This window comes from Pseudomonas sp. TNT3, from assembly GCF_010095445.2.
GTDB lineage: Bacteria > Pseudomonadota > Gammaproteobacteria > Pseudomonadales > Pseudomonadaceae > Aquipseudomonas.
In genome coordinates this window covers 1-24,555 of sequence record NZ_WFGV02000033.1, presented here as the reverse complement: position 1 = coordinate 24,555, position 24,555 = coordinate 1, and the positions used below count along the sequence as shown (strand labels likewise).

Below are 24,555 nucleotides of genomic sequence, written 5' to 3'. Positions count from 1 at the left end.
TCCTGTAGGAGCAAGGCTTGCCCGCGATGCTTTCAGGGCTTACGCGGACTCAATACCATCTGCGCCGGAATGTTTCGCAAGATCTGCTTCTGCAGGTTCAGATCAAACTCCGCATCCAGTTTCTTCACTCGCTTGGTCAGCAATGTCGCCAGCCATGGATAGTCCTGGGTGCGCGGCGCCTGAATGCTCACATCACACTCATAATTCACCACATCGGCGGCGATAGCGTCCAATTGACGACGAAGTTTCGTCATATCCGTGAGATTCAATGCGATCGTTGTGCTCTCGGCGGTCGGATCGATGACCTTGGCCCGAGGTTTGGCTTCTGCAGCCATAAGGGCCGCTTCAGCTTTATCCAGCTCGGCCTTGCGCGCATTGACGATAGCGTTGTTGACCCCACCGGTCAGTGCCGGCGCCTTGGGCATGAGCAATCGGGCGCGGCTGAGGGCTGTAGCGGCGGCGTTTACATCGCCTTTCTGCAGTACGATCTGGCTGCGGCGCAGATACGCTTCGGCCAGTTGCCGCTGATATTGCTCAAGGGTTTGATCGTCTGGCGATTGCGCCTGCAAGGCTGCCAATTGATCTTCGGCAGTGGCCAGCTCGCTGCTGGCGAGGCTTTGCTCCAGCTGTGCGATGGCCGTAGCCCGCGCGTCAGTGGCCTGTGTGGCCGCCGGGGGCGTGCTTTGGCAGGCGCCCAGCAGCAAGGAAAATGCGGCAAGGAGCAGATAACGGGAGGTGAACAGCTTCATTCCTGCGACTCTCTATTTGCGCAAAAAACGAGCAAGTCTACACCCCTCGACGGGGCAGGACAAAACTCAGCAGAAACAGGGCGGCCGCCGTTACCACAATCGATGGACCCGCCGGCGTGTCCTTGAACCAGGACAATGCCAATCCGCCACACACTGCGAGCATGCCCAGCAGGCTCGCGCCCAGTGCCATCTGCTCAGGCGATCGCGCGTGACGCTGCGCCGCAGCAGCCGGGATGATCAACAACGAAGTGATCAGTAATACACCGACGATTTTCATCGCAACGGCAATCACCACAGCGATCAACAACATCAAGGTCAGCCGCAACGACGCTACCGGCAATCCCTCAACCCTGGCCAGTTCCTCATGCACCGTGATTGCCAGCAAGGGTCGCCACAAGGTCACGAGCAAGGCCAGAACCGCTGCGCTACCGCCCAGTATCCAGGCCAGATCGGTCGGGCTGATGGCGAGCAAATCACCGAACAGATAGGCCATCAGGTCGATCCGCACTTCATGCATGAAGCTTAGTACGACAAGGCCAAGCGAGAGGGTGCTTGGCGCGAGAATCCCCAACAGCGTGTCGGATGCCAGTGGCTGACGCTGTTGCAGCGTCACCAGCAACACTGCCAGCAGCAGGCAGCCTACGGTCACCGCGACGGTCGGGCTGACATCCAGCAGGAAACCCAACGCCACACCGAGCAGCGCGGCATGGGAAAGGGTGTCGCCGAAGTAGGCCATGCGGCGCCAGACCACAAATGAACCCAGCGGGCCCGCAACCAGTGCCAGGGCCAAACCTGCAAGCAGGGCGTAAAGCAGAAAATCAGCCATGCTTGCAGCTATCTCCGTGAACATGGGTGTGGGCCGAAGGGGCCGCGCTGACCACTGAGCCATGCAGATCATGAGCATGGTCGTGATGGTGGTGATAGATCGCCAGACTTTGTGCGTTCTTGCCAAACAGCTCGACGAACGCCGGATCGCCGCTGACCTGCTCGGGATGCCCGGAGCAGCAGACATGGCGGTTCAGGCAGACGACCTGATCGGTTGTGCTCATCACCAGGTGCAGGTCGTGGGAAACCATCAATACCCCACAGCCATGTCGGTCGCGCAGCCGCGTGATCAGGCTATAGAGCTCGGCCTGCCCCGCTACGTCCACGCCTTGCACCGGCTCATCGAGCACCAGCAGCTCCGGCTCGCGCAGCAGCGCACGCGCCAGCAGCACGCGCTGCATTTCGCCCCCGGACACGCTTTGCACGGGGCTGTCGATAACTTGCTCGGCACCCACTTCCTTGAGCGCAGCCAAAGCGCGGGCGCGGTCTACGCCTGGCACCAGGCGCAAAAAACGCAGCACGGAGAGTGGGAGCGTGGGATCGACATGAAGTTTTTGCGGCATGTATCCAACCCGCAATTTCGGCTTGCGCCAGACACTGCCGCTGTCCGGTTTCAACAGGCCCAACACCGCGCGGACCAACGTGGTCTTGCCCGCACCGTTGGGGCCGATCAGGGTGACAATCTGACCAGGCTCGACGCTCAACTCGATGTTATCGAGCACGTTTTGCCCGGCGAAGGTGACGGCGACCTGCTCAAGTCGGATCAACGCGTTGCTCATCAAGCCCCCTGGCAGCCCGAACACAGGCCGACCACTTCAACGGTCTGGCCTTCGACCACAAACCCGACATCCTTGGCGCTGCCAATAATGGCGTCGCTAATGGTTTTTTGCTCAAGCTCGATGGCGGCGTGGCACTCGCGGCATATCAGGAACTGTCCCTGATGCGCATGTTCCGGGTGATTGCAGCCAACGAAGGCGTTGAGGGAGGAGATGCGGTGTACGAAACCGTTCTCCAGCAGGAAATCCAGCGCGCGATACACCGTCGGCGGTGCAGCGCGGCGACCGTCCTGCTCGCTCAACACCGCAAGAATGTCGTACGCACCCAGCGGTTTGTGGCTCTGCCACACCAATTCGAGCACGCGCCGCCGCAGGGCAGTCAGGCGCAGGCCTTGACGCGCACAGAGGGCATCGGCCTCAGACAGAGCGTTATGCACGCAATGAGAGTGGTCGTGGGGACGGCTGGCAATCGGTGTTTTAGGCATGAGCGGCGACGATTTTTGTGAGAGACGTTATTATGTTACCCGTTCTCGCCTCTTCGAGTGGTCATTGTGTCCCGACTTTTTTCTATTTGTGTCGCAGTTCTCGCCAGTTTTTCACTGGCAGGTTTCGCCCATGCCGAGGTCAAGGTGCTGACCAGCATCAAGCCACTGCAGCTGATCGCAGCGGCTGTTCAGGATGGTGTGGCGATTCCGGAAGTGCTGCTGCCGCCCGGTGCTTCGCCGCATAACTATGCATTGCGTCCATCCGACGTACGGAAGGTGCAGTCGGTGGATCTCATTTACTGGATCGGTCCGGACATGGAAGGTTTCCTGCCCCGGGTCCTGAAAGGTCGGACGCTGCCGAGCGTCGCCGTGCAGGATTTGCCTGACCTGAAACTTCGCCATTTTGCCGAAGACAGTCAGTCGCACACCGAAGAGCCGGACGAGCACGACCACGATCACCGCCCAGGCACCCTGGATGCGCATTTGTGGTTATCGCCAGTAAATGCTCGTGTGATCGCCACGAAAATGGCCGCTGACCTGAGTGCTGCCGACCCCGCTAACGCTGCGCGTTATCAGAGCAACCTCAAGGCGTTCGATGAACGTCTGGATGCGCTGGACCTGCGCCTGAAGTCGCGCCTTGCCGGCATTGCGGGCAAACCGTACTTCGTGTTCCACGAAGCATTCGACTACTTCGAAGACGCCTACGGCCTCAAGCACACCGGCGTGTTCAGCGTCGCGGCTGAAGTCCAGCCAGGTGCCCAGCACGTCGCGGCCATGCGCACGCGCTTGCAAGAAGTTGGCAAGACGTGCGTATTCAGCGAACCACCGCTGCGTCCGCGCCTGGCAGAAACCCTGGTGGCCGGCCTTCCGGTGAAGCTGGCGGAACTCGACGCCCTGGGCGGCTACACGCCGGCGACCGCTCAAGGGTATGAACAGGTACTGGAGAAGTTGGGGAATGACCTGGCGGGGTGCCTGGAGTCGTTGTAACCGACACACACCCTGTGGGAGCGAGCCTGCTCGCGATGGCGCAATAACATTCAGCATCAATACTGACTGTCCCGCCGCCATCGCGAGCAGGCTCACTCCCACAGGGATTGCAGTGATCCATCTGACCAGCGTTTAAAGGGCAAACGGCAACGGTGTGCTGACCTTCTGCCGCTGCGCCAACCGGCGCTGAAACTCCATCGGATCGTGAATCAACACGTCCTGCCCGGCAAATGACTCCGCCGCGATCAACCTCGACAACCAGAACCGCACGCACGCCACCCGCAGCATCGTCGGCCACAACTCGGCCTCTGCCGCCGTGAACGGTCGCAACGCCGCGTAAGCCCCCAGCAGCGCCCGCGCCCGTGGCCCGTCGATCAGACCTTCGTCGTCCGAACACCAATCGTTCAAGGCAATCGCCACGTCGTAGAGCATCGGGCCGGAACAGGCGTTGTAGAAGTCGATCAACCCCGTCAGGTGCGTGCCTTCGAACATCGCGTTATCACGGAACAGATCCGCATGGATGTTGGCCCGCGGCAGCGCCAGGATTTTCGATTTCTGCTCGCCGATTTCGTCCAGCGCCTGCTTCAGCAAATCGCTTTGCCCGGCGTCGAGATGAGAAAGCAGCTGGGTGCCCTCTTCCAGCATCCAGTCCAGACCACGATCAGTCTTGCGCTTGATCATGTTGGCCTGAGTGGCCAGGTGCAAATGGCCGAGCAAGTCGCCAACCTGAGCGCAATGTTGCGCGTTGGCTTCCTTGATGTGCTTGCCCGCCAGGCGCGGCTGCAACAATGCAGGTTTGCCCGCCAGTTCGCGCAAGGCAACGCCATCGGTGGTTCGCAGCGCGTATGGCACCGGCAGGTCGGCATCATGCAGCACGTCGAGCAACTCGATGAAGAACGGCATTTCCTGCACCGGACCGCGCTCAACCAGGGTCAGGACAAATTCGCCCTGTTCCAGGCTGATAAAGAAATTGGTGTTTTCGCTACCGGCGGCAATCCCCTGGAAATCAAGCAGGCGGCCGAGCCCGTATGGGGCGAGAAAGGTTTCCAGCTCAGGCCGAGCCAGGGGGGTGAACACAGACATGTTTAAACTGCCAGTACGGGCGCCGCAGAATGAGCCAGCGCCGATTGAAATTAAGAAACTACTTCCACTCGAAGATCTTCCACGACGGAATCAGCATATCTGGCTGATCCGAGCGGATGAAGTTTGCATCGGTCCCGTCTGCGCGCACCAGAAAGTAAGGCGGCGCACCCTTTGGCGTAACCTTGATCGCATACAGGAAACCGTTTTGGCGGTACTCCTGGATGGTTTTATCGCCTTCCGTGCGGATGGTGACTTCCGGCTCCGGCGAGGGTGCATCGTCCGCCGCCATGACGGCCAACGGAGTGATTGCAAACAAGCCAGCCAGCAACAGGCGATTTAGTGTACGCATGATAACCTTGTCCCTTTGTCGTCAACGGTCCCGCTATTCTAGCGCCGGACCCGCCGAAAAGGTTGATCCTGCTCATGAGCCAAGCCCCCCTCGTCCTGGTGGACGGTTCTTCTTACCTGTACCGCGCCTTCCACGCCCTGCCACCGCTCACCACGTCCAAAGGACTGCCGACCGGTGCCGTCAAAGGCGTGTTGAACATGCTCAAGAGTCTGCGCAAGCAGTACCCGGACAGTCCGTTCGCCGTGGTGTTCGACGCCAAGGGTGGGACTTTCCGCGATGACATGTACGCCGAATACAAGGCTAATCGCCCAAGCATGCCCGATGACATGCGCGTTCAAATCGAGCCACTGCACCAGAGCGTCATCGCCCTGGGGTTCCCGCTCCTGTGCGTCGAAGGCGTGGAGGCCGATGACGTGATCGGCACATTGGCTCGCAGCAGCGCGGCGGCCGACCGTCCGGTGATCATCTCCACCGGCGACAAGGACATGGCGCAACTGGTCGACGGCCACATTACCTTGGTCAATACCATGACCGGTAGCGCGATGGACGTTGAGGGCGTGAAGGAGAAATTCGGCGTCGCTCCCGAACAAATCATTGATTATCTGGCGTTGATGGGCGACTCGTCCGACAACATTCCGGGCGTTCCAGGCATTGGCCCGAAAACCGCCTCCGGGCTGCTGATCGGCGTGAATGGCGGCCTGACCGAGCTGTACGCGAACCTCGACATGGTTCCAACCTTGCCGATTCGCGGCGCCAAGACACTGCCGGCCAAGCTGGAAGAGCACAGGGAGATGGCGTTCCTCTCCTATCAACTGGCAACGATCAAGATCGACGTGCCGCTGGACGTTGAACTCGACGACTTGCAGATGGGCAAACCGGATCACGACAAACTCGCCGAGCTTTACACGTTGCTCGAGTTTAAAAGCTGGTTCGACGAAAATCAGCGCGATGCCAAGCGCTCCGGCCAGGAAGTCGTGGCGCCGGTCGCCGAAGAACCTGCCGTCGATGCCGAACTCAATTACACCACCATCCTCACCCAGGCCGATTTCGACCTGTGGTTGAAGAAACTCAACGACGCCAAACTGATTGCCTTCGACACGGAAACCACAGGCATCGATGCGCAGCAGGCGCAACTGGTAGGCCTGTCGTTTGCCGTACAAGCCAACGAAGCCGCCTACATCCCACTGACTCACTCCTACATGGGCGTGCCGGACCAGCTGGATCGCGACACCGTGCTGCGCGCACTGAAGCCGATCCTGGAAGATCCGAACAAACTCAAAGTCGGTCAGCACGCCAAGTTCGATATGAACATCCTGGCGAACTGCGCGATTGGCGGTGACCAAAGCTGCGGGATCACGGTGCAAGGCATCGCGTTCGACACCATGCTGGAGTCCTATGTGCTGGACTCCACCGCCACCCGTCACGATATGGACAGCCTGGCGCTCAAGTACCTGAATCACACAACCACCAGCTTCCAGGACATCGCCGGCAAGGGTGCCAAACAGCTGACGTTTGATCAGATCTCACTCGAACTGGCCGGGCCTTACGCCGCCGAAGACGCTGACGTGACCTTGCGCCTGCATCAAACGCTGCAGGAAAAGCTCAATGCCATTCCGAGCCTGAGCAAGGTTCTGAGCGAAATCGAAATGCCGCTGGTACCGGTTCTCGCGCGCATTGAACGTCAAGGCGCGCTGGTCGATGCCAATCTGCTGGGCATTCAAAGCGTGGAGTTGGGCGAGAAAATGGTCGCCCTCGAACGCGAGGCGTTTGCCATCGCAGGGGAAGAGTTCAACCTGGGCTCGCCGAAGCAGTTGGGTGTGATCCTGTACGAAAAACTGGGTCTGCCGATTCTGAGTAAAACCGCCAAGGGCCAGGCTTCGACTGCCGAAGCCGTGCTGGCTGAACTGGCCGAGCAGGATTATCCGCTGCCTAAAGTGCTGATGCAGTATCGCTCGATGAGCAAGCTGAAAAGCACTTACACCGATCGCCTCCCAGAGCAGATCAATCCGCGCACCGGTCGGATTCATACCTCTTATCATCAAGCCGTTGCGGCAACAGGGCGCTTGTCCTCCAGCGATCCAAACCTGCAAAACATCCCGATTCGTACCGCTGAAGGCCGGCGGATTCGCCAGGCGTTCGTCGCGCCAAAAGGCTACAAGCTGCTGGCAGCTGACTACTCGCAAATCGAATTGCGCATCATGGCCCACCTGGCCAAGGACGAGGGGTTGCTGCACGCCTTCCGCAATGATCTGGACGTGCACAAAGCCACCGCTGCTGAAGTCTTCGGCGTGGAACTGGCGGACGTCACCACGGACCAGCGTCGCAGCGCCAAGGCGATCAACTTCGGTTTGATCTACGGTATGAGCGCGTTTGGCCTGGCCAAGCAGATCGGTGTGGATCGCAAGCAGTCCCAGGCTTACATCGACCGTTATTTCGCCCGTTATCCGGGCGTACTGGAGTACATGGAGCGCACCCGTGCCCAGGCAGCCGAGCAGGGTTTTGTTGAAACGATCTTCGGCCGGCGCCTGTACCTGCCGGAAATCAACGCGAAGAACCCGGCCCTGCGCAAAGGCGCTGAACGCACGGCCATCAACGCCCCGATGCAAGGCACTGCCGCTGACATCATCAAGAAAGCGATGGTAGCGGTGGATAACTGGCTGACGACGTCTGGCCTGGACGCCAAAGTCATCCTGCAGGTACACGATGAATTGGTGCTCGAGGTGCGTGAAGATCTGGTGGATCAGGTTCGTGAGGACATTCGCACGCACATGAGTGATGCCGCGAAACTGGACGTGCCGCTGCTGGTCGAAGTAGGGGTAGGCAATAATTGGGATGAGGCTCACTGAGCCGTCTGATAGGCTTTTTCTGCTGCGGCATAGTGCCGCGGCAGAAAACGGCGAAGGGCCATTAGTTCGCAAAATGCTCGGCGTTATTCCAAAGCCATTTGAAAATATTCTGAACTAATCCTGTGAATCGTCACTCAGAGTTACTGAATGGCTGGTGAAGCCCTTCGATGCTCCTATGTTGTGTTAAGTGTTGGCAGATATCCGGACCCCGCCCTAGCGGTCCGGAGCTTGAACCCCGGAACTTCCCCCTCCCCATAAGAAGTCCGGGGTTTTTTTTGCCCGCGATTTGTCCAAAGGCCCTTACTCAGCGAGTTCGGCACCCTTGTCTGCCAGCTCCATCCAGCCCGCCAATACAGTGTAGGCGTCTTCCAGACCCAAGCGTTTTGGGGCGGAAAACAGCTGGATGCTGATTGCATCGCCCCAGCCTTTACGGATGTCCGACTGGACTTTAAGCAGGACGTTTTTCGCCGCGCCGTAAGTCAGTTTGTCCGCCTTGGTCAGCAGAATATGCATCGGCATGCCGCTGGCGACGGCCCAATCCAGCATCAGCAGGTCGAAATCGGTCATTGGATGACGGATGTCCATCATCAAAATCAAACCCTTCAAACTCTCGCGACCACCCAGGTAGGCTTCCAGGTGACGCTGCCAGTGAAGCTTCAACGGAATAGGTACTTTCGCGTAACCGTAGCCTGGCAGGTCGACCAGACGGCGATCATCGTCTAGCTTGAAGAAGTTCAAGAGCTGCGTACGACCCGGGGTTTTCGAGGTTCGAGCCAGGCTGGCGTGCGTCAGGGTGTTCAGGGCGCTCGACTTACCGGCGTTGGAACGCCCGGCAAAAGCGACTTCGAAGCCTTCGTCGTCGGGACATTGGTCGACTTTGGCGGCGCTGAGCATGAAGGTGGACTGTTGGCACAGACCGAGGATGGGATTCTTGAGTTGCATGGGATTTCCGATGTGGGCGGCGCCGGGAATGGACGCGGCGAGCAGTGTCGTTTCCGTTTCAGTGACGCCAGTATATAATGCCGCAGATTTTGTGTGCGCTTTGTCCCAGCGTAGGATGAAGTTCACGAGAGCGATAGACCATGATTGCGCATTAGAACGCAGCACGCTCTCAACCCTGAAAAGGTCGTTTTATGACGAAATGGCTGCTAGCTGCCGGTGTCTTGATACCGCTTTACAGCGCTCAGGCTACACAGGATCCGGAAGCTGTGTACAACCGTGTTTGTGGTGCCTGTCATTCCGGCCAACTACCCATGGCGCCCAGAAAGGGCGATCAGGAAGCTTGGACGCCGAGGTTGGCGAAAGGTATGGAGACGCTGGTGCAACACGTGACCCAGGGTTTCAAGGCGATGCCGCCGCGTGGTTTGTGCATGGACTGCAGTGCCGAGGATTACCAGGCCATCATCCACTGGATGAGCGAGTGATTCCGGTCCATAACTCTTTAACCCTTAGCCGTAGTTGGATTAGCTGATGAACAAATTGATCGTGAGTCTGCTGTTGACCGTGGGGATCTCCGGCATTGCCCATGCTGCAGGTGATGCAACTGCTGGTCAGGCGAAAGCCGCAGTATGTGGCGCCTGTCATGGCCCGGATGGCAACAGCATGGCGCCTAACTTTCCGAAACTGGCAGGTCAGGGCGAGCGTTATCTGAACAAGCAGCTGCACGACATCAAGTCCGGCAAACGCCAGGTACTTGAAATGACCGGCCTGCTGACCAACCTGAGCGATCAGGACCTGGCCGATATCGCCGCCTACTTCGCCACCCAGAAAGGCAGCGTTGGCGCCGCCGACCCGAAAGTCGTGGCTCGCGGTGAAGCGTTGTTCCGTGGTGGTGACCTGGCTAAGGGCCTGCCAGCCTGCACCGGCTGCCACTCGCCTAATGGCGCAGGTAACGCAGCCGCCGGCTTCCCGCACCTGGGCGGCCAGCATGCTCAATACGTTGCCAAGCAACTGACCGACTTCCGCAAGGAAGAAGGCGGACGCACCAACGACGGCGACACCAAAACCATGCAGACCATTGCTAAACGACTGAGCGACGAAGACATCGCGGCAGTCTCCAGCTATATCCAGGGTCTGCACTAAGGCCTGTTGATCGAGCGTTGCGAGAGATGTTCATCTCTTGCAATGTTAACGCTCGATTAATCCGTCGATGCAAGCATAAAAAGGGTGGCTTAGGCCGCCCTTTTTTGTGGCCGCTGCCGTTACACTACAGAACTCAAGCCCGCCATGACCTGTCTGAAAACAGGTCGCGCGAGGCGACCAAAATTGTCCAGGAGTAAAGCATGCGTAATCTGATCATCAGCGCCGCTCTCGTCGCTGCCAGCCTGTTCGGCATGACTGCACAAGCCGCCGAAGCACCTGCCGCCCCTTATGTTGAACTGACCAAACCAGTCCCGGTCGCGGTACCTGGCAAGATCGAAGTCGTTGAATTGTTCTGGTACGGCTGCCCGCACTGCTACGCATTTGAGCCGGTGATCAATCCTTGGGTCGAGAAGCTGCCTTCCGACGTGAATTTTGTGCGGATTCCGGCGATGTTCGGCGGCCCTTGGAATGCGCACGGCCAGCTGTTCCTGACCCTCGAAGCCATGGGCGTTGAGCATAAGGTTCACGCCGCGGTGTTCGAAGCCATTCAGAAACAACACAAGAAGCTGGTCGACAAAAATGAAATGGCTGATTTCCTGGCCACCCAAGGTGTCGACAAGGACAAGTTCCTGGCAACTTTCGACTCCTTCGCCATCAAGGGTCAGATCGTCAAGGCCACCGAGCTCGCCAAGAAGTATGAAATCACCGGCGTGCCAACCTTGATCGTCAACGGCAAGTACCGCTTCGATGTGGGTTCTGCTGGTGGTGCCGAACAAGCCCTGCAACTGGCCGACAAACTGGTCGAACAAGAGCGAGCGGCTAACAAGGCTGCTGCCAACTAAGCGCGGAGCCTGCCATGCGCCGCTGGGGAACTGAACGCGTTGTTGGCCTGCATGATCCGCAGGTCAACGAACACCACCTGGTATCGACGGGCTTGCCCGCAGACAGCCGTCTGCGCCTGCTCAGTTTCAATATTCAGGTCGGCATCAGTACCGAACGGTACCGGCACTACCTGACCCGGGGCTGGCAGCACCTGCTGCCCAACAACGGTCGTGCCGGAAATTTGCAAAAAATCGGCAATCTGCTGGGTGACTTCGATCTGGTCGCCTTGCAGGAAGCCGATGGCGGCAGCCTTCGATCGGGCTACGTCAATCAGGTTGAACACCTGGCACAGCTCGGTGCCTTCCCATACTGGTATCAACAACTCAACCGCAATCTCGGTCGCCTCGGCCAGCACAGCAATGGCGTGCTCAGTCGCCTGCGCCCGTGGGCTATTGAGGACCATCCGTTGCCGGGGCCAAAGGGTCGCGGGGCAATTCTGGTGCGCTTCGGCGAAGGCCCCGAGGCACTGGTGGTGGTCATGATGCACCTGGCGCTGGGTGCTCGGGTACGCAGCCTGCAACTGTCCTATATCCGCGAGTTGATCGGCGGCTATAAACACCAGGTGCTCATGGGTGACATGAACACCCACGCCAGCGATTTGCTGCAAAACTCCCCGCTGCGCGATCTCGGCCTGCTGGCACCGCAGCTCGAAGCGACGTTCCCGAGCTGGCGCCCACAGCGCTGCCTGGACCATATTCTGCTAAGTCCGAGCCTGACCCTGGAAAAATTCGAGGTGCTGGCGCAACCCATTTCCGATCACCTGCCGGTCGCGGTAGAGATTCGTCTGCCGGGTTCGCTCACGGCCGATGCATTGCCCGCGCTGAGTCCTGCCCCTTAGCGGAACCCTTTAATGAGCGACGAAGCACAGCGTTGGAAAGAGAAATACCTTCAAAGCGTCGAACAACAGGAAAAACTTGAACGCCGTTGGGATGCCCGCCTCGACTTGCTGCGGCGCGGGCTCGTACGCAGCACGCTGGCGGCAGAGGGTACTGATCGCGCAGTTGACGAATGCATGAAGGAAATGCGCGACGTCGTGCGCACCGATGACATGGATGCCGGACTCGCCGCCCTCCTCCCGCGTCTGGAAAAAGCCGTTCTCGACTCTGAACAACGCCGTGAAACCCGGGTCAACCAAACGAGCGCCGCACTGACGGCGCTGGTTGCTCAGTTGCAAACCCTGCCGCTGCCACGAGAAGTGGCCAGGCCCCTAAAACAATTCGCCAAGCAACTTGATGCACGTGTCGGGCAGGCACGTGAGATGCCGTTGCTGCTGAGCGAATTGAGCGGTTTGCAAGGCAAGGCCCTTAGCCAACTTGAAAGCCCGGAAGAACCTGGCCGCCCTGGTTTGCTTCAGCGATTGTTCGGTACCCGTGAGACAGATGAGGTCGCCCCCCTCTCTGCTTCGGTGCAGCTGCCCTCTGCGCAACCAGTGGAAGCCGTTCGCGCATCGGCTGTAGAGACTGCGCAGACTGTACTCACCGTTGATGAACCCGTAAAACCGATCCCCGTCATCGCGCCGGTTGCCGCATTTGAACCCGTGGTGAACGAGCCTCAAGCTGCCGTGCCTGTTCAGGCTGCACCGCAGCCGCAGCTCAAAACTTCACCACCGCCAACGGAGCTACCGGACGTCGAGAAGACCAAAGAGCCGCCGGTGCCGACCACCAAAGCTGACGCTGACACCCACGCCTCAATCATTTCCAGCGAACCTGATTCTCTGGACGTCATCGATAGCCAGCCGATACCCGCCGACACGGTGCCGGAATCGGTCGCCATCAATCCGCAGCCACCGGAACATGACGCGCACTACGCGCTGCCTGTCTCACCCGAGCCTACCTACAGCTCTGTCGCCAAGCATATTGAAGACACCCTACTCGGCCTGCTCGACGATTTGACACTTCCTGAACGCCATCGCCCGCAAGCTGAAGCGATGCGTCATCGCCTGCAAAACGGTTTGAATTGGTACGAGTTGATCCCGATCCTCGACGACCTGGCCACCTTGATGCTGGCCATCACCGGCAGTGGGCAGCACGAGTTCGAAACGTACCTGCAGCAGCTCAACGAGCGCCTCGAAGCGTTTCAGAACAACCTGCAGGCCGCCAGCGATGGCCATGCTGACAGCCGATCCGCAGCACGCGAGATGGACACTCAGATCCGTGAGCAGGTCGATGGCTTGCAAAGCAGTGTGCAAGAGGCCGCAGATCTGGACGATCTCAAGCATGTACTGGAAAACCATCTCGAAGGTCTGCTCGGCACGCTCGATCATCACCAGAAACAGCGCGACCAGCGTGAGCAGGAAGTGGCAACCCGCCTGCAGGGCCTCGCGGATCGAGTGGCCCACATGGAACAGGAAGCCCTGGGTTTTCGCGAACACCTGGAGGAGCAGCGTCAGAAAGCCTTGATCGACCCGCTGACCGGATTGCCCAACCGCGCCGCCTGGAACGAACGGCTGGATCACGAAATCAGCCAGTGGCAACAACATGGCAACACGCTGTTGCTGGCCATGCTGGATCTCGACCACTTCAAGCGCATCAACGATAACTACGGCCACCTGGCCGGCGACAAGGTTCTGAAGATCATTGCGAACGTACTGCGCAAGCGCCTGCGTGGATCTGATTTCATCGCCCGGTTTGGCGGTGAAGAGTTCGTCTTGCTGATACCCGCCACAGCGCTCACGACAGGTGTGAAACTGCTCGAAACCTTACGCGCTGCGGTTGAAGCCTGCCCTTTCCACTTCAAGGGCGAGCCGGTGACCATCACTGTCTCAGTGGGTTTGACCGCTTTCAAAGCAGGCGAACACAGCGATGTGGTGCTCAAAAGAGCCGATCTGGCGTTATATCGCGCGAAACATGCCGGCAGGAACCGCGTCGAGCCGGGCTGAAGACAAAATGTTCCATTTTGTTTAAATACGCAGCGTAGCCCTCCGAGATCAAGGCAGTACGTTACACTGTTGCATTATCGTCTTTGTGTGTAATGCCTTTCACCATGAAATATTTAGCCCTACTCGTTTCGCTGGTCCTATTGGCCGGTTGCGCCAGCAGCCCGCGATATGACACCAGCCACGCCTCCGCCAATCACGACAGTCGCATACAGTTCGTGGTGGTGCATTACACCTCTGCATCGCTCGAACGCTCGCTCCAGTTGCTGACCCATGGCGAAGTCAGCAGCCACTATCTGATCGGTGACGACAAGGGCGCCACCATATACAAACTGATGGATGAAAACCTCCGCGCCTGGCATGCCGGGGAAAGTGAGTGGCAAGGCAGAACCTGGCTAAATTCAAGCTCTATTGGCATCGAAATCGTCAATCCGGGTTACAAAGACACGCCAACCGGACGCCTCTGGTACCCCTACAGCGAAGATCAGATCCAGTCCCTGATCGCCCTGCTCAAGGACATCAGCAAGCGTTACGCCATCAATCCCCACAGCATCATCGGCCATAGCGATATTGCACCGCTGCGAAAACTCGATCCGGGCCCGCTGTTTCCCTGGAAACGTCTGGCAGCAGAAGGCCTGGGCGTGTGGCCGAACGAGCAGGCCGTCGCGCGCCTTCAACCACGATTCGAAAACCAGTTACCGGCCATCGGTTGGTACCAGAGTCAATTGGCGCGCCTGGGTTACAGCACCCCGCAAACCGGTGAGCTGGATGTAGCGACTCGCCATGTGATCGCTGCGTTCCAGATGCACTTCCGGCCTACGCGCTTCGACGGAACGCCGGATGCCCAAACCGCAGCGCTGCTACAGGTTTTGAATCAGACAAAATAATGACGCCCGCCCGACGGTCAACGCTTTTTCTCAATCAGCAGCTATAACTCATTGGTAATTCTTCGGATGTTCACTGATGGCTGCTGCTCGAGAGGCATTGCGTAGCTGGTTCTATCGCCCTTGGTTTTTGGCGACGCTGGCGGCTGTCTTGAGCGCGACACTGCTGATGGCAGGCAGTCTTTTCGTTGCCGTACACCAGGTCGACCAAAACGAAAGCGAAGAAATGAACGCCCAGGGCGAGCGATTTCTCGCCCGCCTGGAGCAACTCTTCGGACAGCTGCGCGAAAGCCTCGACGACCTTGAAGCCCAGCCGCTCAGGCGCTGTGACGACGAAATGATCGCCACCCTGCAGCAAGTCACCTTCAACTACCGCTTCGTTTACGAAGCCGCCTACATGGACGCCTCCCGGATCTGCTCCAACCGTCCTCGCCAGGAAGGGCTATCGATGAGCAGACCGCCTGATATCACAGGCCCCACGTACAGTTACTGGCTAAACACCACGACTGAGCCCGACGAAAACCGCGCGGCCCTGATGCTCGGACGTGGCAACTTCCGCGTCGCCACTTCTCGCGGGCACTTGACCGACATGGTCGATCTGTCGCCGGGTAGCAGCCTGCTGGTGGTGCTCGACCGTGGCGCTCGAGCGATCCCTGTTCTGGGCGTCGCACAAGCCTGGCCGCCTCCAGAAGGCTGGCCACCAAAAAGCCGCGATGCGTTGCAGATCACGCAAACCAGTTTGATCTACCGCATGCCCACCAATAATCCCGCGTATCAACTCGTGCTCATCTCACCTCGCACTGTTATTCACGTGCCTGCAGTGTGGTGGTGGTTGCTGCCAGCCAGCGTGTTGCTCGGCTGCTTCATGGGTTTCCTGGTGTTCCTGCTGGTCCGTCAGCGACAGTCACTGGATGCCGAGCTCAATGGCGCCATACGCAGGGGCGAGTTGCAGGTGTTGTATCAACCGATCTTCGACCTCGACAGCCGTAATTGTGTCGGGGCGGAAGCCTTGCTGCGCTGGCGTCGACCGGATGGAACCCTGACCAGCCCCGACCTGTTCATTCCCATGGCAGAGAACACCGGTCAGATCCGGCAGATGACCGACTTCGTCTTGCAGCGATTGCTTGAGCAACTGGGACAGCTACTGCGAGCCAATCCAAAGCTTTACATCTCGGTCAACCTGGCAGCATGCGACGTGATGGTGCCCCGTATCGGACAAGTGATGGCGCGTTTGCTGACCCTGCACCGGGTCGCAGCGCAGCAGATTGCGTTTGAGGTAACCGAGCGGGGATTGATCGACGTGGTGGTCGCCAGGGAAAACCTGCAAGCCTTGCGAGATGTCGGGCATCAAGTTCTGATCGATGACTTCGGCACCGGCTATTGCAGCCTCGCCTACCTGCAGACCTTGCCAGTGGACTGCCTGAAGATCGATAAGGCATTCATCGATGCGCTGGGCCACGACGCCGCCAGCAGCGGTGTTGCCCCGCACATCATCCACATGGCCCAGGCCCTGCAACTCAAAGTGATTGCCGAGGGGATCGAACTGGAATCCCAAGCCGCATTCCTGAGTAGCGAAGGCGTTAAGTACGGCCAGGGCTGGCTATTCGCCCATGCGTTAAGCGCAGTTCAGTTCATTGAGCTGATTACCCGGGGTCGCCGCTTGGCCGGTAGACGCCTCGACGACGAAGCGTGAACCCACTTTAAACCGCCAGCGCCATATAGAACTGCGTGCCCTGCCCTGGCCGCGAATAAACACCCATCCGCCCGCCGTGCAACTGCACGATCTCCTTGCACAGCGCCAGACCGAGCCCCGCGCCGCCCTTCTTGCGGCCCACCTGCACAAAGGGCTCGAAGATCCGTCCCTGTTGTCCGTAGGCAATGCCTTCGCCGTTATCCTCGACGCTGATGATGACGCGCTCGCCATGGCGCCGGGCTTGCAAACGGATCTGCCCGTCCGGTCCGGTGTGGCGCAACGCATTATCAATCAGGTTATCGAGCACGCGATCCAGCTGGGCCTTATCAGCCTGCAGCCTGGGCAACGGACCCTGCACTTCAACCAGCAGATCGATACCACTGTCCTGTGCCGCCCCGGAGAACCGCAACCGCGCCTCCTCCAGCAACTCGTCGATGGAACAAGGCGCAAGCGTGAGCTTTTGCAATCCGTTCTGGTAACGAGAGAAGTTCAGCAGATCGTTGATCAACTGCATCAACCGCTGCATCTCTTCATTCACGGTATCCAGCAGATCGGCTTCGCGTGAATCTTCAGGAAATTTCGCCCGTTCCCGGAACAGGCCGAAGGCCATGTGCATCCCCGTGACCGGGGTTCGCAACTCATGGGAAGCGCGTAACACGAACTCGCTGCGCACCCGCTCGAAGGCACGCTGCTCGGTCACGTCATGCAGCACCATCACGGCACCGAGAATATGACCCTGCGTATGGCTAACCGGCGTCAGGCTATACGTCAGCAGCCGCGATTCACCATCGACCTCGATACTCAGATCCTCCGGTGCACGCTCAAGCGTGCCGCCGCGCAGAACCAGTTGCAGCTGCTCATCCAGCTCGGGGCGTTCGAGGGCAGAGCCCAATCCCTGGCCAAGTCGATCAGCGTCCCAACCCAACTGCCGTTGAGCGACGGGGTTCAAATGCTCCAGATACCCTTCACGGTCGATCATCAGCAATCCGTCATCAATGCTGTCGAGGACCGCCTGCAAACGCTGCTGCCCCGCGAGCAATTCATCGATGTTCGTGGCCTGATGCTCGCGCAATGCCTCGGCCATCATCCCGAAGCGCTTGGTAAGCAGGTTCATTTCCTCCGCCGATGAAATCGGCAGTGTCACTTCGAAATTGCCCTGGCCTATATTGTCTGCCGCTTGGGCTAACGCTTCGATGGGCGCACCGAAACGCCTGGCGATGGCGTGAGCGGTAATAAAACCTATGATCAGCACCGCGAGCCCGACCAACCCCAGCAGTCCCGCGACCAATAACGCCCGGTCGCGCGCGCTGCGCTGGGTTTCATTAATGTTATCCAGCGCACGCTTGTGCTCGGTAAGCAGACCATTGCGCAGCGCATTGAATTTTTCAGTGAGCGCCTCATTGCCACTCAGTACGTGGGTCGTATCACGCGACTGTGTGTAGGCCTCGAGAAAGCTCTGATAATCCGCCTTGGCCTGGCTAAAACCATACTGATTGCCATCGCCCTTCTGCTCATGGGCGATACCTTCATCAAGCAGCTCGAAATACTTCTGCCTGGATCTCTCGAAGGCCCCGTCGTCGGGTTTTTCGCTGAGCATGACGATCAATTGATCGCCCAGGGTTTGCCTCAGTTTCAGCCCCAAATCCAGGGTCGCAAAGTTGTTGCGCACTAGCGCTTCCTGGGAACTGGCCATCTGCATCACACTGACCAGACCGAGCAACAGCCCAAGTAGCGCAACCGTGATCAACGCCGAAATACTCAGGAAGAGCCGGGTGCGCAACTTCATCGCCAGTTTCATCGGGGATGACTCACAGGTTGTACTGCTTGCGTTTGCGATACAGGGTCGAAGCGTCGATGCCCAGGGTTTTAGCGGCTTGGTCCAGCGTATCCGCCGTGGCCAGGACCGCACCGATGTGCGCCTTCTCCAATTCGTCCAGACTCAACGCGGCGCCGATGCGTGGCGCGCTGTTGACCGGTGTTTCGGCCATGCCCAGGTGGCTGATCTCTACACGCTCCTGCGGACAGATAATGCTTGCCCGCTCCACGACGTTGCGCAGCTCGCGAATGTTGCCTGGCCAGCGGTAACTCAGCAGCGCTTCCCGGGCTTCGTCGCTGAAACCGCGAGCCGGGCGCGCGTATTCCTTGACGAAGCGCGCCAGGAAACGATCAGCCAGGTTCAGGATGTCTTCGCGACGTTCCCGCAATGGCGGCAAGTGCAAGGTAATGACATTCAGGCGGTAGAGCAGGTCTTCACGGAAGCGCCCGTCGCGCACCATGTCTTCAAGGTTAAGGTTGGTCGCTGCGAGGATTCGCACATCCGCGCGGCGGGTCACCGGATCACCGACACGCTCATATTCTTTGTCTTGAATGAAACGAAGCAATTTTGGCTGCAACGTGAGCGGAAAGTCGCCGATCTCGTCGAGAAACAGTGTTCCGCCGTCAGCCTGATTCACACGCCCCAAGGTACTTTCGCTTGCGCCTGTGAACGCACCACGGCTGTGACCAAACAGTTCGCTCTCCATCAACTCGGCGGTCAAGGACGGGCAATTGATAGTTACGCAGGATTTTTTAGCCCGCTTGCTCCAGCCATGAATGGCCTGGGACAGCTCACCCTTACCTGTACCGGACTCACCGAGAATCAGGATGTTCGCATCGGTACTGGCCACTTGGCGTGCTGTTTCAAGCACTACTTTCATGGCTGGACTGTGGGAATCCAGGCCGTCCTTGGGTTTGCGAATCTCACCTTCCAGCGCTTCCAGACGCGCCGACAATTGCCGAACTTCCAACTGTTTGGCCGTCGCAAGGCGCAACTGATCAGGGCTGCACGGCTTGACCAGATAATCAGCGGCACCCGCCTGAATGGCATCTACTGCTGTGTCGACGGCAGAGTGGGCCGTGACAATGACGACCCGCATCCAAGGGGCCTGAATGCGCATCTGGGCGAGTACATCAAGGCCGTTGTCTTCGCCTAGCCGCAGATCGAGAAAGCACAGGTCGAACACCTGGCGTTGCAGTAATGCATCCGCCTGGGCCGCGCTGTTGGCAGTAGCGACACTGTAGCCCTCGTCTTCGAGGCAATAACGGAAAGTTCGCAGGATGGCGGATTCGTCGTCCACCAGCAGAATGCGGCCTTGATGCTCAGTGGCTGACTCCATTTTCCTACGCTCCTTTCTGAATGATCTTGGTTAGTCCCGGAAACATCGGGCAAGTTGCATGGTTGATTCTGTGCCTTTCCATCTCTGACAGGGTAGCAATCTAAGCAAATCCCAGCCAATGGCCTGATTTCTTTGGTTTTTTATCGAAAATCAGAGCGTTAAGCCGTTGCCCACATCCTTTTCTGACATCTGCGCCCTCCTCTCAATTCAAAAAGAATGAAAGTTCCTACGGCATTATCGTGCATTACGCACGACCGTAGAGAGCCCATCGTGCAGGATGCGTTCAATGCAATTTTTAACTATCTTTTAAGTTGTTGATTTTAAAGGATTAATTCCCATCAAAAAGCTGGCATGCAGGCTGCAATACTCTGGTTAATCAGGGCAAAACCATCGCCCACAACAAGATCACCACCAGAGTGGGAGGAGTTTCCGGATGAATCGCCAACGTGCCGCCCAATTGCGCATCTCGCCACTGCATATCCAGCAAGGTCTGTTCGCCATGCTCGCCCTTTTGATCACTCTGATCGGCGGCCAACAGTTTCTTCTCTGGGAGCAGAGCCAGCAGCCAGAAGCGCCACATGTGTCGCTCAAGCATCCGACTCAGACCCACTTCAGTGCCGTCAGCAGCAATCAGGCTGACACAACCCCGCTACGAATGATGGACGTCGACCAGGCTCAGCCTGTGGATGAGATGCCACGTCAGGAACGCTGGGTGTTCTAACTCACGAACTTGGCGCGTTCGATGCGCCGGGAAACGCACCACCAAGCACTACCTCTAATAGAAGCGTAAGGAGAATCACCATGTTGAGCTGGGCAATCACATTCTTGATCATTGCCATCATCGCCGCCGTACTGGGCTTCGGTGGTATCGCGGGCACCGCCACGGGTATCGCCAAGATTCTCTTTGTCGTGTTCCTGGTGATGTTCATTGCTTCGTTCTTCTTTGGCCGTCGCGGTCGAGGCTGAACATGAGCGTTTCGTTAAAGACACTGGCAGCCGCCCTGCTCTTGGGCGGTAGTGCCATGGCGATGGCGGCCAATGACGGCCAGGCGCGGGTCAACGAGTTGCTGAACACTGACCCGCAATACCGGGAAACCTGGCAAGGCGTGGTGAAGAAGGAAGAACGCCTGCCGGAATGGGTCATGAACCTGTCCGGCGACGCCGAGCAAATGAATGCGGTTGAAGAAGATGGCGATAAGTACCTCGTTGGACCGCTTTGCGAAACGCAGGCGACCTGTCTCAACAAGCGCTTGATCGTCGCCGTCAGCTTCGACAAAAAGGACGCATACGCCATGCTGGTCGAAGTGCCTGCCGGGTTGCCAGCCGACAAGTCGCCTACACGACATGCCGACTATCGCTTCCTTGGAAAGCCGGACGAGGGCATGCAAAAGCTGTTGATGGAACAACTGAAGAAAGATCCGAACTGGTACTGAGTTTGTAACAAGAAAGAGGCCAAATGGCATCTTTCCAATGCGCTACCCGAGGAAGGTAGACGCATGACCAAGGGGTCGGGATGTTCTGCCTGTTTCAGGGGCGGAGTGACCTACGAGTACAGGGAGTACTTGCGAAAGGACCGGGTCAGGAATAGCTGCGACGCAAGTTCGCCGGTGATAGGCATCGACGGACTTGCGGAGAGCTTATGCAACTGAGGCATCGATACTAGGCCAACCGCTCGGTTGAGCTTCTCTTTTCTACAATTCGAATCAACTTTCCCAAAAAATACTTTTCGCGGTGTTTCGTCACGACCGTACATCGAGAAAAATTGCCTGATTTTTCAACGGTATCTTCCTGTCGGATTGTCCGATTTCAGCCCCAAAACCCCCTCACCTCACCTGATCAAAAAACACTCAACCTGCTCTGTGATGGCCGGTTCACGGCACTTATGCCTGCCGAAATGTCGTATTCGAACCGGTTGGGACGCGAGTTTCACTTAAAAAAGCTCATGCCGATTCGGCATAGGGTAGGCGTTTACGGCATTAGACGTCGCTTCCTTGCATCGGAATAGTTGCGCCTTTTTTCGCCTGCCAGAGAGCCGCAAACACGCGCTTCGGGGCACCTTATACGGAGGCAGATGCACAAGACTTTTTCGCCACGAGCGTTCCAGTTCCGCGCATCTGCCTGAGTCAAACGCAAGTAAGGGTAAAGATATGAAGAAGGCAAAGCTTAGCCTCGCCTGGCAGATCCTGATCGGTCTGGTATTGGGGATTGCAATCGGTGCGCTGCTCAACCATTTCAGTGCCGAAAAAGCCTGGTGGATCAGTAACGTCCTTCAACCCGCGGGCGATATCTTTATCCGTCTGATCAAGATGATCGTGATTCCGATCGTCATCTCCTCGCTGATCGTCGGCATCGCCGGTGTTGGCGACGCGAAGAAACTCGGACGTATCGGTCTGAAGACCATCATCTACTTCGAGATCGTCACCACGATCGCTATTGTGGTAGGTCTGGTGCTGGCAAACGTGTTCCACCCGGGCACCGGCATCGACATGAGCACCCTGGGTACCGTGGATATTTCCAAGTACCAGGCGACTGCTGCCGAGGTTCAGCATGAACATGCGTTCATCGAAACCATCCTCAACCTGATCCCGTCGAACATCTTCGCGGCCATGGCCCGTGGCGAGATGCTGCCGATCATCTTCTTCTCGGTATTGTTCGGTCTTGGTCTGTCGAGCCTGCAAGCCGACTTGCGCGAACCCCTGGTAAAAATGTTCCAGGGCGTATCGGAAAGCATGTTCAAAGTTACCCACATGATCATGAACTACGCCCCGATCGGCGTGTTCGCACTGATCGCGGTGACGGTTGCCAACTTCGGCTTCGCTTCCCTGATCCCGCTGGCCAAACTGGTCATCCTGGTTTACGTCGCTATTGCCTTCTTCGCCTTTGTGGTGCTGGGCCTGATTGCTCGCCTGTTCGGTTTCTCGGTGCTCAAACTGATGCGCATCTTCAAGGATGAGCTGGTGCTGGCCTACTCCACCGCCAGTTCGGAAACCGTGCTGCCACGCGTTATCGAGAAGATGGAAGCCTACGGCGCGCCGAAGGCCATTTGCAGCTTCGTGGTGCCGACCGGCTATTCGTTCAACCTCGACGGTTCGACGCTTTATCAAAGCATCGCGGCAATTTTCATTGCCCAGCTGTACGGCATCGACCTGTCCATCAGCCAGCAGTTGCTGCTGGTACTGACCTTGATGGTCACCTCCAAAGGCATCGCCGGCGTACCGGGTGTGTCCTTCGTGGTGCTGCTGGCCACACTGGGCAGCGTGGGTATTCCGCTGGAAGGCCTGGCATTTATCGCCGGTGTCGACCGCATCATGGACATGGCACGTACCGCGTTGAACGTGATCGGCAATGCCTTGGCGGTATTGGTCATCTCCCGCTGGGAAGGCATGTACGACGACGCCAAGGGCGAGCGCTACTGGAACTCCCTGCCGCACTGGCGCAGCAAGGAAAAGCTGCCGGCTGGCGAGATTTCCAGTAATTGACACACCCTTGTAGGAGCTGCCGCAGGCTGCGATCTTTTGATTCTGTTTTAAAGGCAAGATCAAAAGATCGCAGCCTTCGGCAGCTCCTACAGTAGATTGAGGCCAACCCTGTGATTGGGTGCCCACAGTCGTAGACAAACCCCGGAGAAATCCGGGGTTTGTCGTTTCTGGCTACCCCGCTATCATTCGCCGCATTCTTCGGGGGATTTGACTGATGCTTAATGGCCTGTGGCTTGGCTTCTTCATCGTGGCTGCCGTTTCGGCACTGGCGCAATGGCTGATCGGCGGCAACGCCGGGATATTCGCGGCGATGGTAGAGAGCATTTTCGCCATGGCCAAATTGTCGGTCGAAGTCATGGTGCTGCTGTTCGGCACCCTCACCCTTTGGCTCGGGTTTCTGCGCATCGCCGAAAAAGCCGGGATCGTCGATTGGCTCGCGAAAGCCCTGGGGCCACTGTTCCTTCGCCTGATGCCGGAAGTCCCGGCGGGCCACCCGGCCATCGGCCTGATCACCCTCAACTTCGCCGCCAACGGCCTGGGCCTCGACAACGCCGCCACGCCCATCGGCCTGAAGGCCATGAAAGCGTTGCAGGAGCTCAACCCCAGCCCGACCATTGCCAGTAACGCGCAAATTCTCTTTCTGGTGCTCAACGCCTCGTCATTGACGCTGCTGCCGGTGACCATCTTCATGTACCGCGCCCAGCAAGGCGCACCCGACCCGACGCTGGTGTTCCTGCCCATCCTGTTGGCCACCAGTTGCTCAACGCTGGTGGGCCTGCTGTCCGTCGCGTTCATGCAGCGCCTGCGCCTGTGGGACCCAGTGGTGCTTGCCTATCTGATCCCCGGTGCCCTGGCCCTCGGCGGCTTCATGGCTTTGCTGGCGACCCTCTCAGCCACCGCTCTGGCCGGTTTGTCCTCGATCCTGGGCAACCTGACGCTGTTTGGCCTGATCATGTTGTTTCTGGTGATCGGCGCCTTGCGCAAAGTGAAGGTGTACGAAGCCTTCGTCGAAGGGGCGAAAGAAGGCTTCGACGTAGCGAAGAATCTGTTGCCGTATCTGGTGGCCATGCTCTGCGCGGTCGGCGTACTGCGGGCCTCCGGTGCGCTGGATTTTGGTCTCGACGGCATTCGGCATCTGGTGGAGTGGGCGGGTTGGGACACACGCTTCGTCGACGCGCTGCCGACAGCAATGGTCAAGCCATTCTCGGGCAGCGCCGCCCGGGCGATGTTGATCGAAACCATGAAAACGTCCGGGGTCGACAGCTTCCCGGCGCTGGTGGCGGCGACGATCCAGGGCAGCACTGAAACGACGTTCTATGTATTGGCGGTGTACTTCGGCGCGGTGGGCATCCAGCGCGCGCGGCACGCTGTGGGCTGCGCGCTGCTGGCGGAACTGGCCGGTGTG

Annotated in this window: 23 protein-coding genes; 14 read left to right on the top strand and 9 right to left on the bottom strand. The window is 58.4% G+C overall.

The annotated features are described in order from the left end of the window. Window positions 1-32 precede the first annotated feature (32 nt). Genes GBC55_RS19030 through zur form a run of 4 tightly spaced genes read right to left on the bottom strand, consistent with a single transcriptional unit; the run spans window position 33 to window position 2,835 of the window. Window positions 33-749 (bottom strand): PA5502 family lipoprotein, encoded by a 717-nt coding sequence (locus tag GBC55_RS19030; protein WP_162438894.1) that lies wholly within the window; start codon window positions 747-749, stop codon window positions 33-35. Between the two features lie 37 nt (window positions 750-786). Continuing rightward, window positions 787-1,575 (bottom strand): zinc ABC transporter permease subunit ZnuB, encoded by a 789-nt coding sequence (gene znuB / locus GBC55_RS19025; RefSeq protein ID WP_162438893.1) that lies wholly within the window; start codon window positions 1,573-1,575, stop codon window positions 787-789. Continuing rightward, entirely contained in the window at window positions 1,568-2,353 is a 786-nt protein-coding gene (gene znuC, locus GBC55_RS19020) for a zinc ABC transporter ATP-binding protein ZnuC (RefSeq protein WP_162438892.1), read from the bottom strand. The genes znuB and znuC overlap by 8 nt, the downstream gene beginning before the upstream one ends. Further along, window positions 2,353-2,835: a zinc uptake transcriptional repressor Zur gene (gene zur, locus GBC55_RS19015; protein WP_162438891.1), complete on the bottom strand. Its 483-nt coding sequence runs from the start codon at window positions 2,833-2,835 to the stop codon at window positions 2,353-2,355. The genes znuC and zur overlap by 1 nt, the downstream gene beginning before the upstream one ends. Before the next feature lie 66 nt (window positions 2,836-2,901). On the opposite strand from zur, the gene GBC55_RS19010 reads away from it, so the two are divergent. Then, window positions 2,902-3,822 carry a zinc ABC transporter substrate-binding protein gene (locus GBC55_RS19010; protein ID WP_162438890.1) on the top strand — a complete coding sequence of 307 codons (921 nt, stop codon included), beginning with the start codon at window positions 2,902-2,904 and terminating at the stop codon, window positions 3,820-3,822. Between the two features lie 132 nt (window positions 3,823-3,954). Here GBC55_RS19010 and GBC55_RS19005 read toward each other — a convergent pair whose 3' ends face one another. Beyond that, window positions 3,955-4,905 (bottom strand): homoserine kinase, encoded by a 951-nt coding sequence (locus tag GBC55_RS19005; RefSeq protein WP_162438889.1) that lies wholly within the window; start codon window positions 4,903-4,905, stop codon window positions 3,955-3,957. A 58-nt stretch (window positions 4,906-4,963) separates the two neighbouring features. Continuing rightward, window positions 4,964-5,254, bottom strand: a complete 291-nt coding sequence (locus tag GBC55_RS19000) for a DUF2782 domain-containing protein (RefSeq protein ID WP_162438888.1) — start codon at window positions 5,252-5,254, stop codon at window positions 4,964-4,966. A 74-nt stretch (window positions 5,255-5,328) separates the two neighbouring features. Here GBC55_RS19000 and polA point away from each other — a divergent pair, with 74 nt between their 5' ends. Beyond that, window positions 5,329-8,100, top strand: a complete 2,772-nt coding sequence (polA, locus tag GBC55_RS18995) for a DNA polymerase I (protein WP_162438887.1) — start codon at window positions 5,329-5,331, stop codon at window positions 8,098-8,100. Between the two features lie 300 nt (window positions 8,101-8,400). Here the strand turns inward: polA and yihA are convergent, their stop codons facing one another. Then, a complete protein-coding gene (gene yihA / locus GBC55_RS18990; RefSeq protein WP_162438886.1) occupies window positions 8,401-9,042 on the bottom strand; it encodes a ribosome biogenesis GTP-binding protein YihA/YsxC in 642 nt (213 codons plus the stop codon). A gap of 191 nt (window positions 9,043-9,233) precedes the next feature. On the opposite strand from yihA, the gene GBC55_RS18985 reads away from it, so the two are divergent. From GBC55_RS18985 to GBC55_RS18955, 7 genes are all read left to right on the top strand, one after another. Continuing rightward, window positions 9,234-9,524: a c-type cytochrome gene (locus tag GBC55_RS18985; RefSeq protein ID WP_150702330.1), complete on the top strand. Its 291-nt coding sequence runs from the start codon at window positions 9,234-9,236 to the stop codon at window positions 9,522-9,524. A gap of 46 nt (window positions 9,525-9,570) precedes the next feature. Beyond that, the gene (locus tag GBC55_RS18980; protein ID WP_162438885.1) at window positions 9,571-10,182 is read left to right on the top strand and encodes a cytochrome c4; all 612 of its coding nucleotides are present in this window, start codon (window positions 9,571-9,573) and stop codon (window positions 10,180-10,182) included. Window positions 10,183-10,382: 200 nt separating this feature from the next. After that, window positions 10,383-11,024 (top strand): thiol:disulfide interchange protein DsbA/DsbL, encoded by a 642-nt coding sequence (locus tag GBC55_RS18975; protein ID WP_162438884.1) that lies wholly within the window; start codon window positions 10,383-10,385, stop codon window positions 11,022-11,024. A 14-nt stretch (window positions 11,025-11,038) separates the two neighbouring features. After that, window positions 11,039-11,902: an endonuclease/exonuclease/phosphatase family protein gene (locus GBC55_RS18970; protein ID WP_162438883.1), complete on the top strand. Its 864-nt coding sequence runs from the start codon at window positions 11,039-11,041 to the stop codon at window positions 11,900-11,902. A 12-nt stretch (window positions 11,903-11,914) separates the two neighbouring features. Further along, window positions 11,915-13,942 carry a GGDEF domain-containing protein gene (locus GBC55_RS18965; protein ID WP_162438882.1) on the top strand — a complete coding sequence of 676 codons (2,028 nt, stop codon included), beginning with the start codon at window positions 11,915-11,917 and terminating at the stop codon, window positions 13,940-13,942. A 104-nt stretch (window positions 13,943-14,046) separates the two neighbouring features. Next, window positions 14,047-14,826, top strand: coding sequence for an N-acetylmuramoyl-L-alanine amidase (locus tag GBC55_RS18960; RefSeq protein WP_162438881.1), 780 nt, complete (start codon window positions 14,047-14,049; stop codon window positions 14,824-14,826). Window positions 14,827-14,902: 76 nt separating this feature from the next. After that, window positions 14,903-16,516, top strand: a complete 1,614-nt coding sequence (locus tag GBC55_RS18955) for an EAL domain-containing protein (protein WP_162438880.1) — start codon at window positions 14,903-14,905, stop codon at window positions 16,514-16,516. Between the two features lie 7 nt (window positions 16,517-16,523). Here the strand turns inward: GBC55_RS18955 and GBC55_RS18950 are convergent, their stop codons facing one another. Further along, window positions 16,524-18,314, bottom strand: coding sequence for a KinB sensor domain-containing domain (locus GBC55_RS18950; protein ID WP_162438879.1), 1,791 nt, complete (start codon window positions 18,312-18,314; stop codon window positions 16,524-16,526). A 10-nt stretch (window positions 18,315-18,324) separates the two neighbouring features. After that, window positions 18,325-19,671 (bottom strand): sigma-54-dependent response regulator transcription factor AlgB, encoded by a 1,347-nt coding sequence (gene algB / locus GBC55_RS18945; protein WP_162438878.1) that lies wholly within the window; start codon window positions 19,669-19,671, stop codon window positions 18,325-18,327. A gap of 433 nt (window positions 19,672-20,104) precedes the next feature. Here algB and GBC55_RS18940 point away from each other — a divergent pair, with 433 nt between their 5' ends. From GBC55_RS18940 to GBC55_RS18920, 5 genes are all read left to right on the top strand, one after another. Beyond that, on the top strand, window positions 20,105-20,392 hold the full coding sequence (locus tag GBC55_RS18940; RefSeq protein ID WP_162438877.1) for a hypothetical protein: 288 nt from the start codon (window positions 20,105-20,107) through the stop codon (window positions 20,390-20,392). Between the two features lie 80 nt (window positions 20,393-20,472). Continuing rightward, window positions 20,473-20,637 (top strand): DUF1328 domain-containing protein, encoded by a 165-nt coding sequence (locus tag GBC55_RS18935; protein ID WP_003177151.1) that lies wholly within the window; start codon window positions 20,473-20,475, stop codon window positions 20,635-20,637. A gap of 2 nt (window positions 20,638-20,639) precedes the next feature. Continuing rightward, window positions 20,640-21,104 (top strand): inhibitor of vertebrate lysozyme family protein, encoded by a 465-nt coding sequence (locus GBC55_RS18930; RefSeq protein ID WP_162438876.1) that lies wholly within the window; start codon window positions 20,640-20,642, stop codon window positions 21,102-21,104. A 714-nt stretch (window positions 21,105-21,818) separates the two neighbouring features. Continuing rightward, the gene (gltP, locus tag GBC55_RS18925; protein ID WP_162438875.1) at window positions 21,819-23,150 is read left to right on the top strand and encodes a glutamate/aspartate:proton symporter GltP; all 1,332 of its coding nucleotides are present in this window, start codon (window positions 21,819-21,821) and stop codon (window positions 23,148-23,150) included. A gap of 214 nt (window positions 23,151-23,364) precedes the next feature. After that, window positions 23,365-24,555, top strand: a 1,191-nt coding sequence (locus GBC55_RS18920; RefSeq protein WP_247266952.1) for a nucleoside recognition domain-containing protein, incomplete at its 3' end; no start/stop codon positions are given.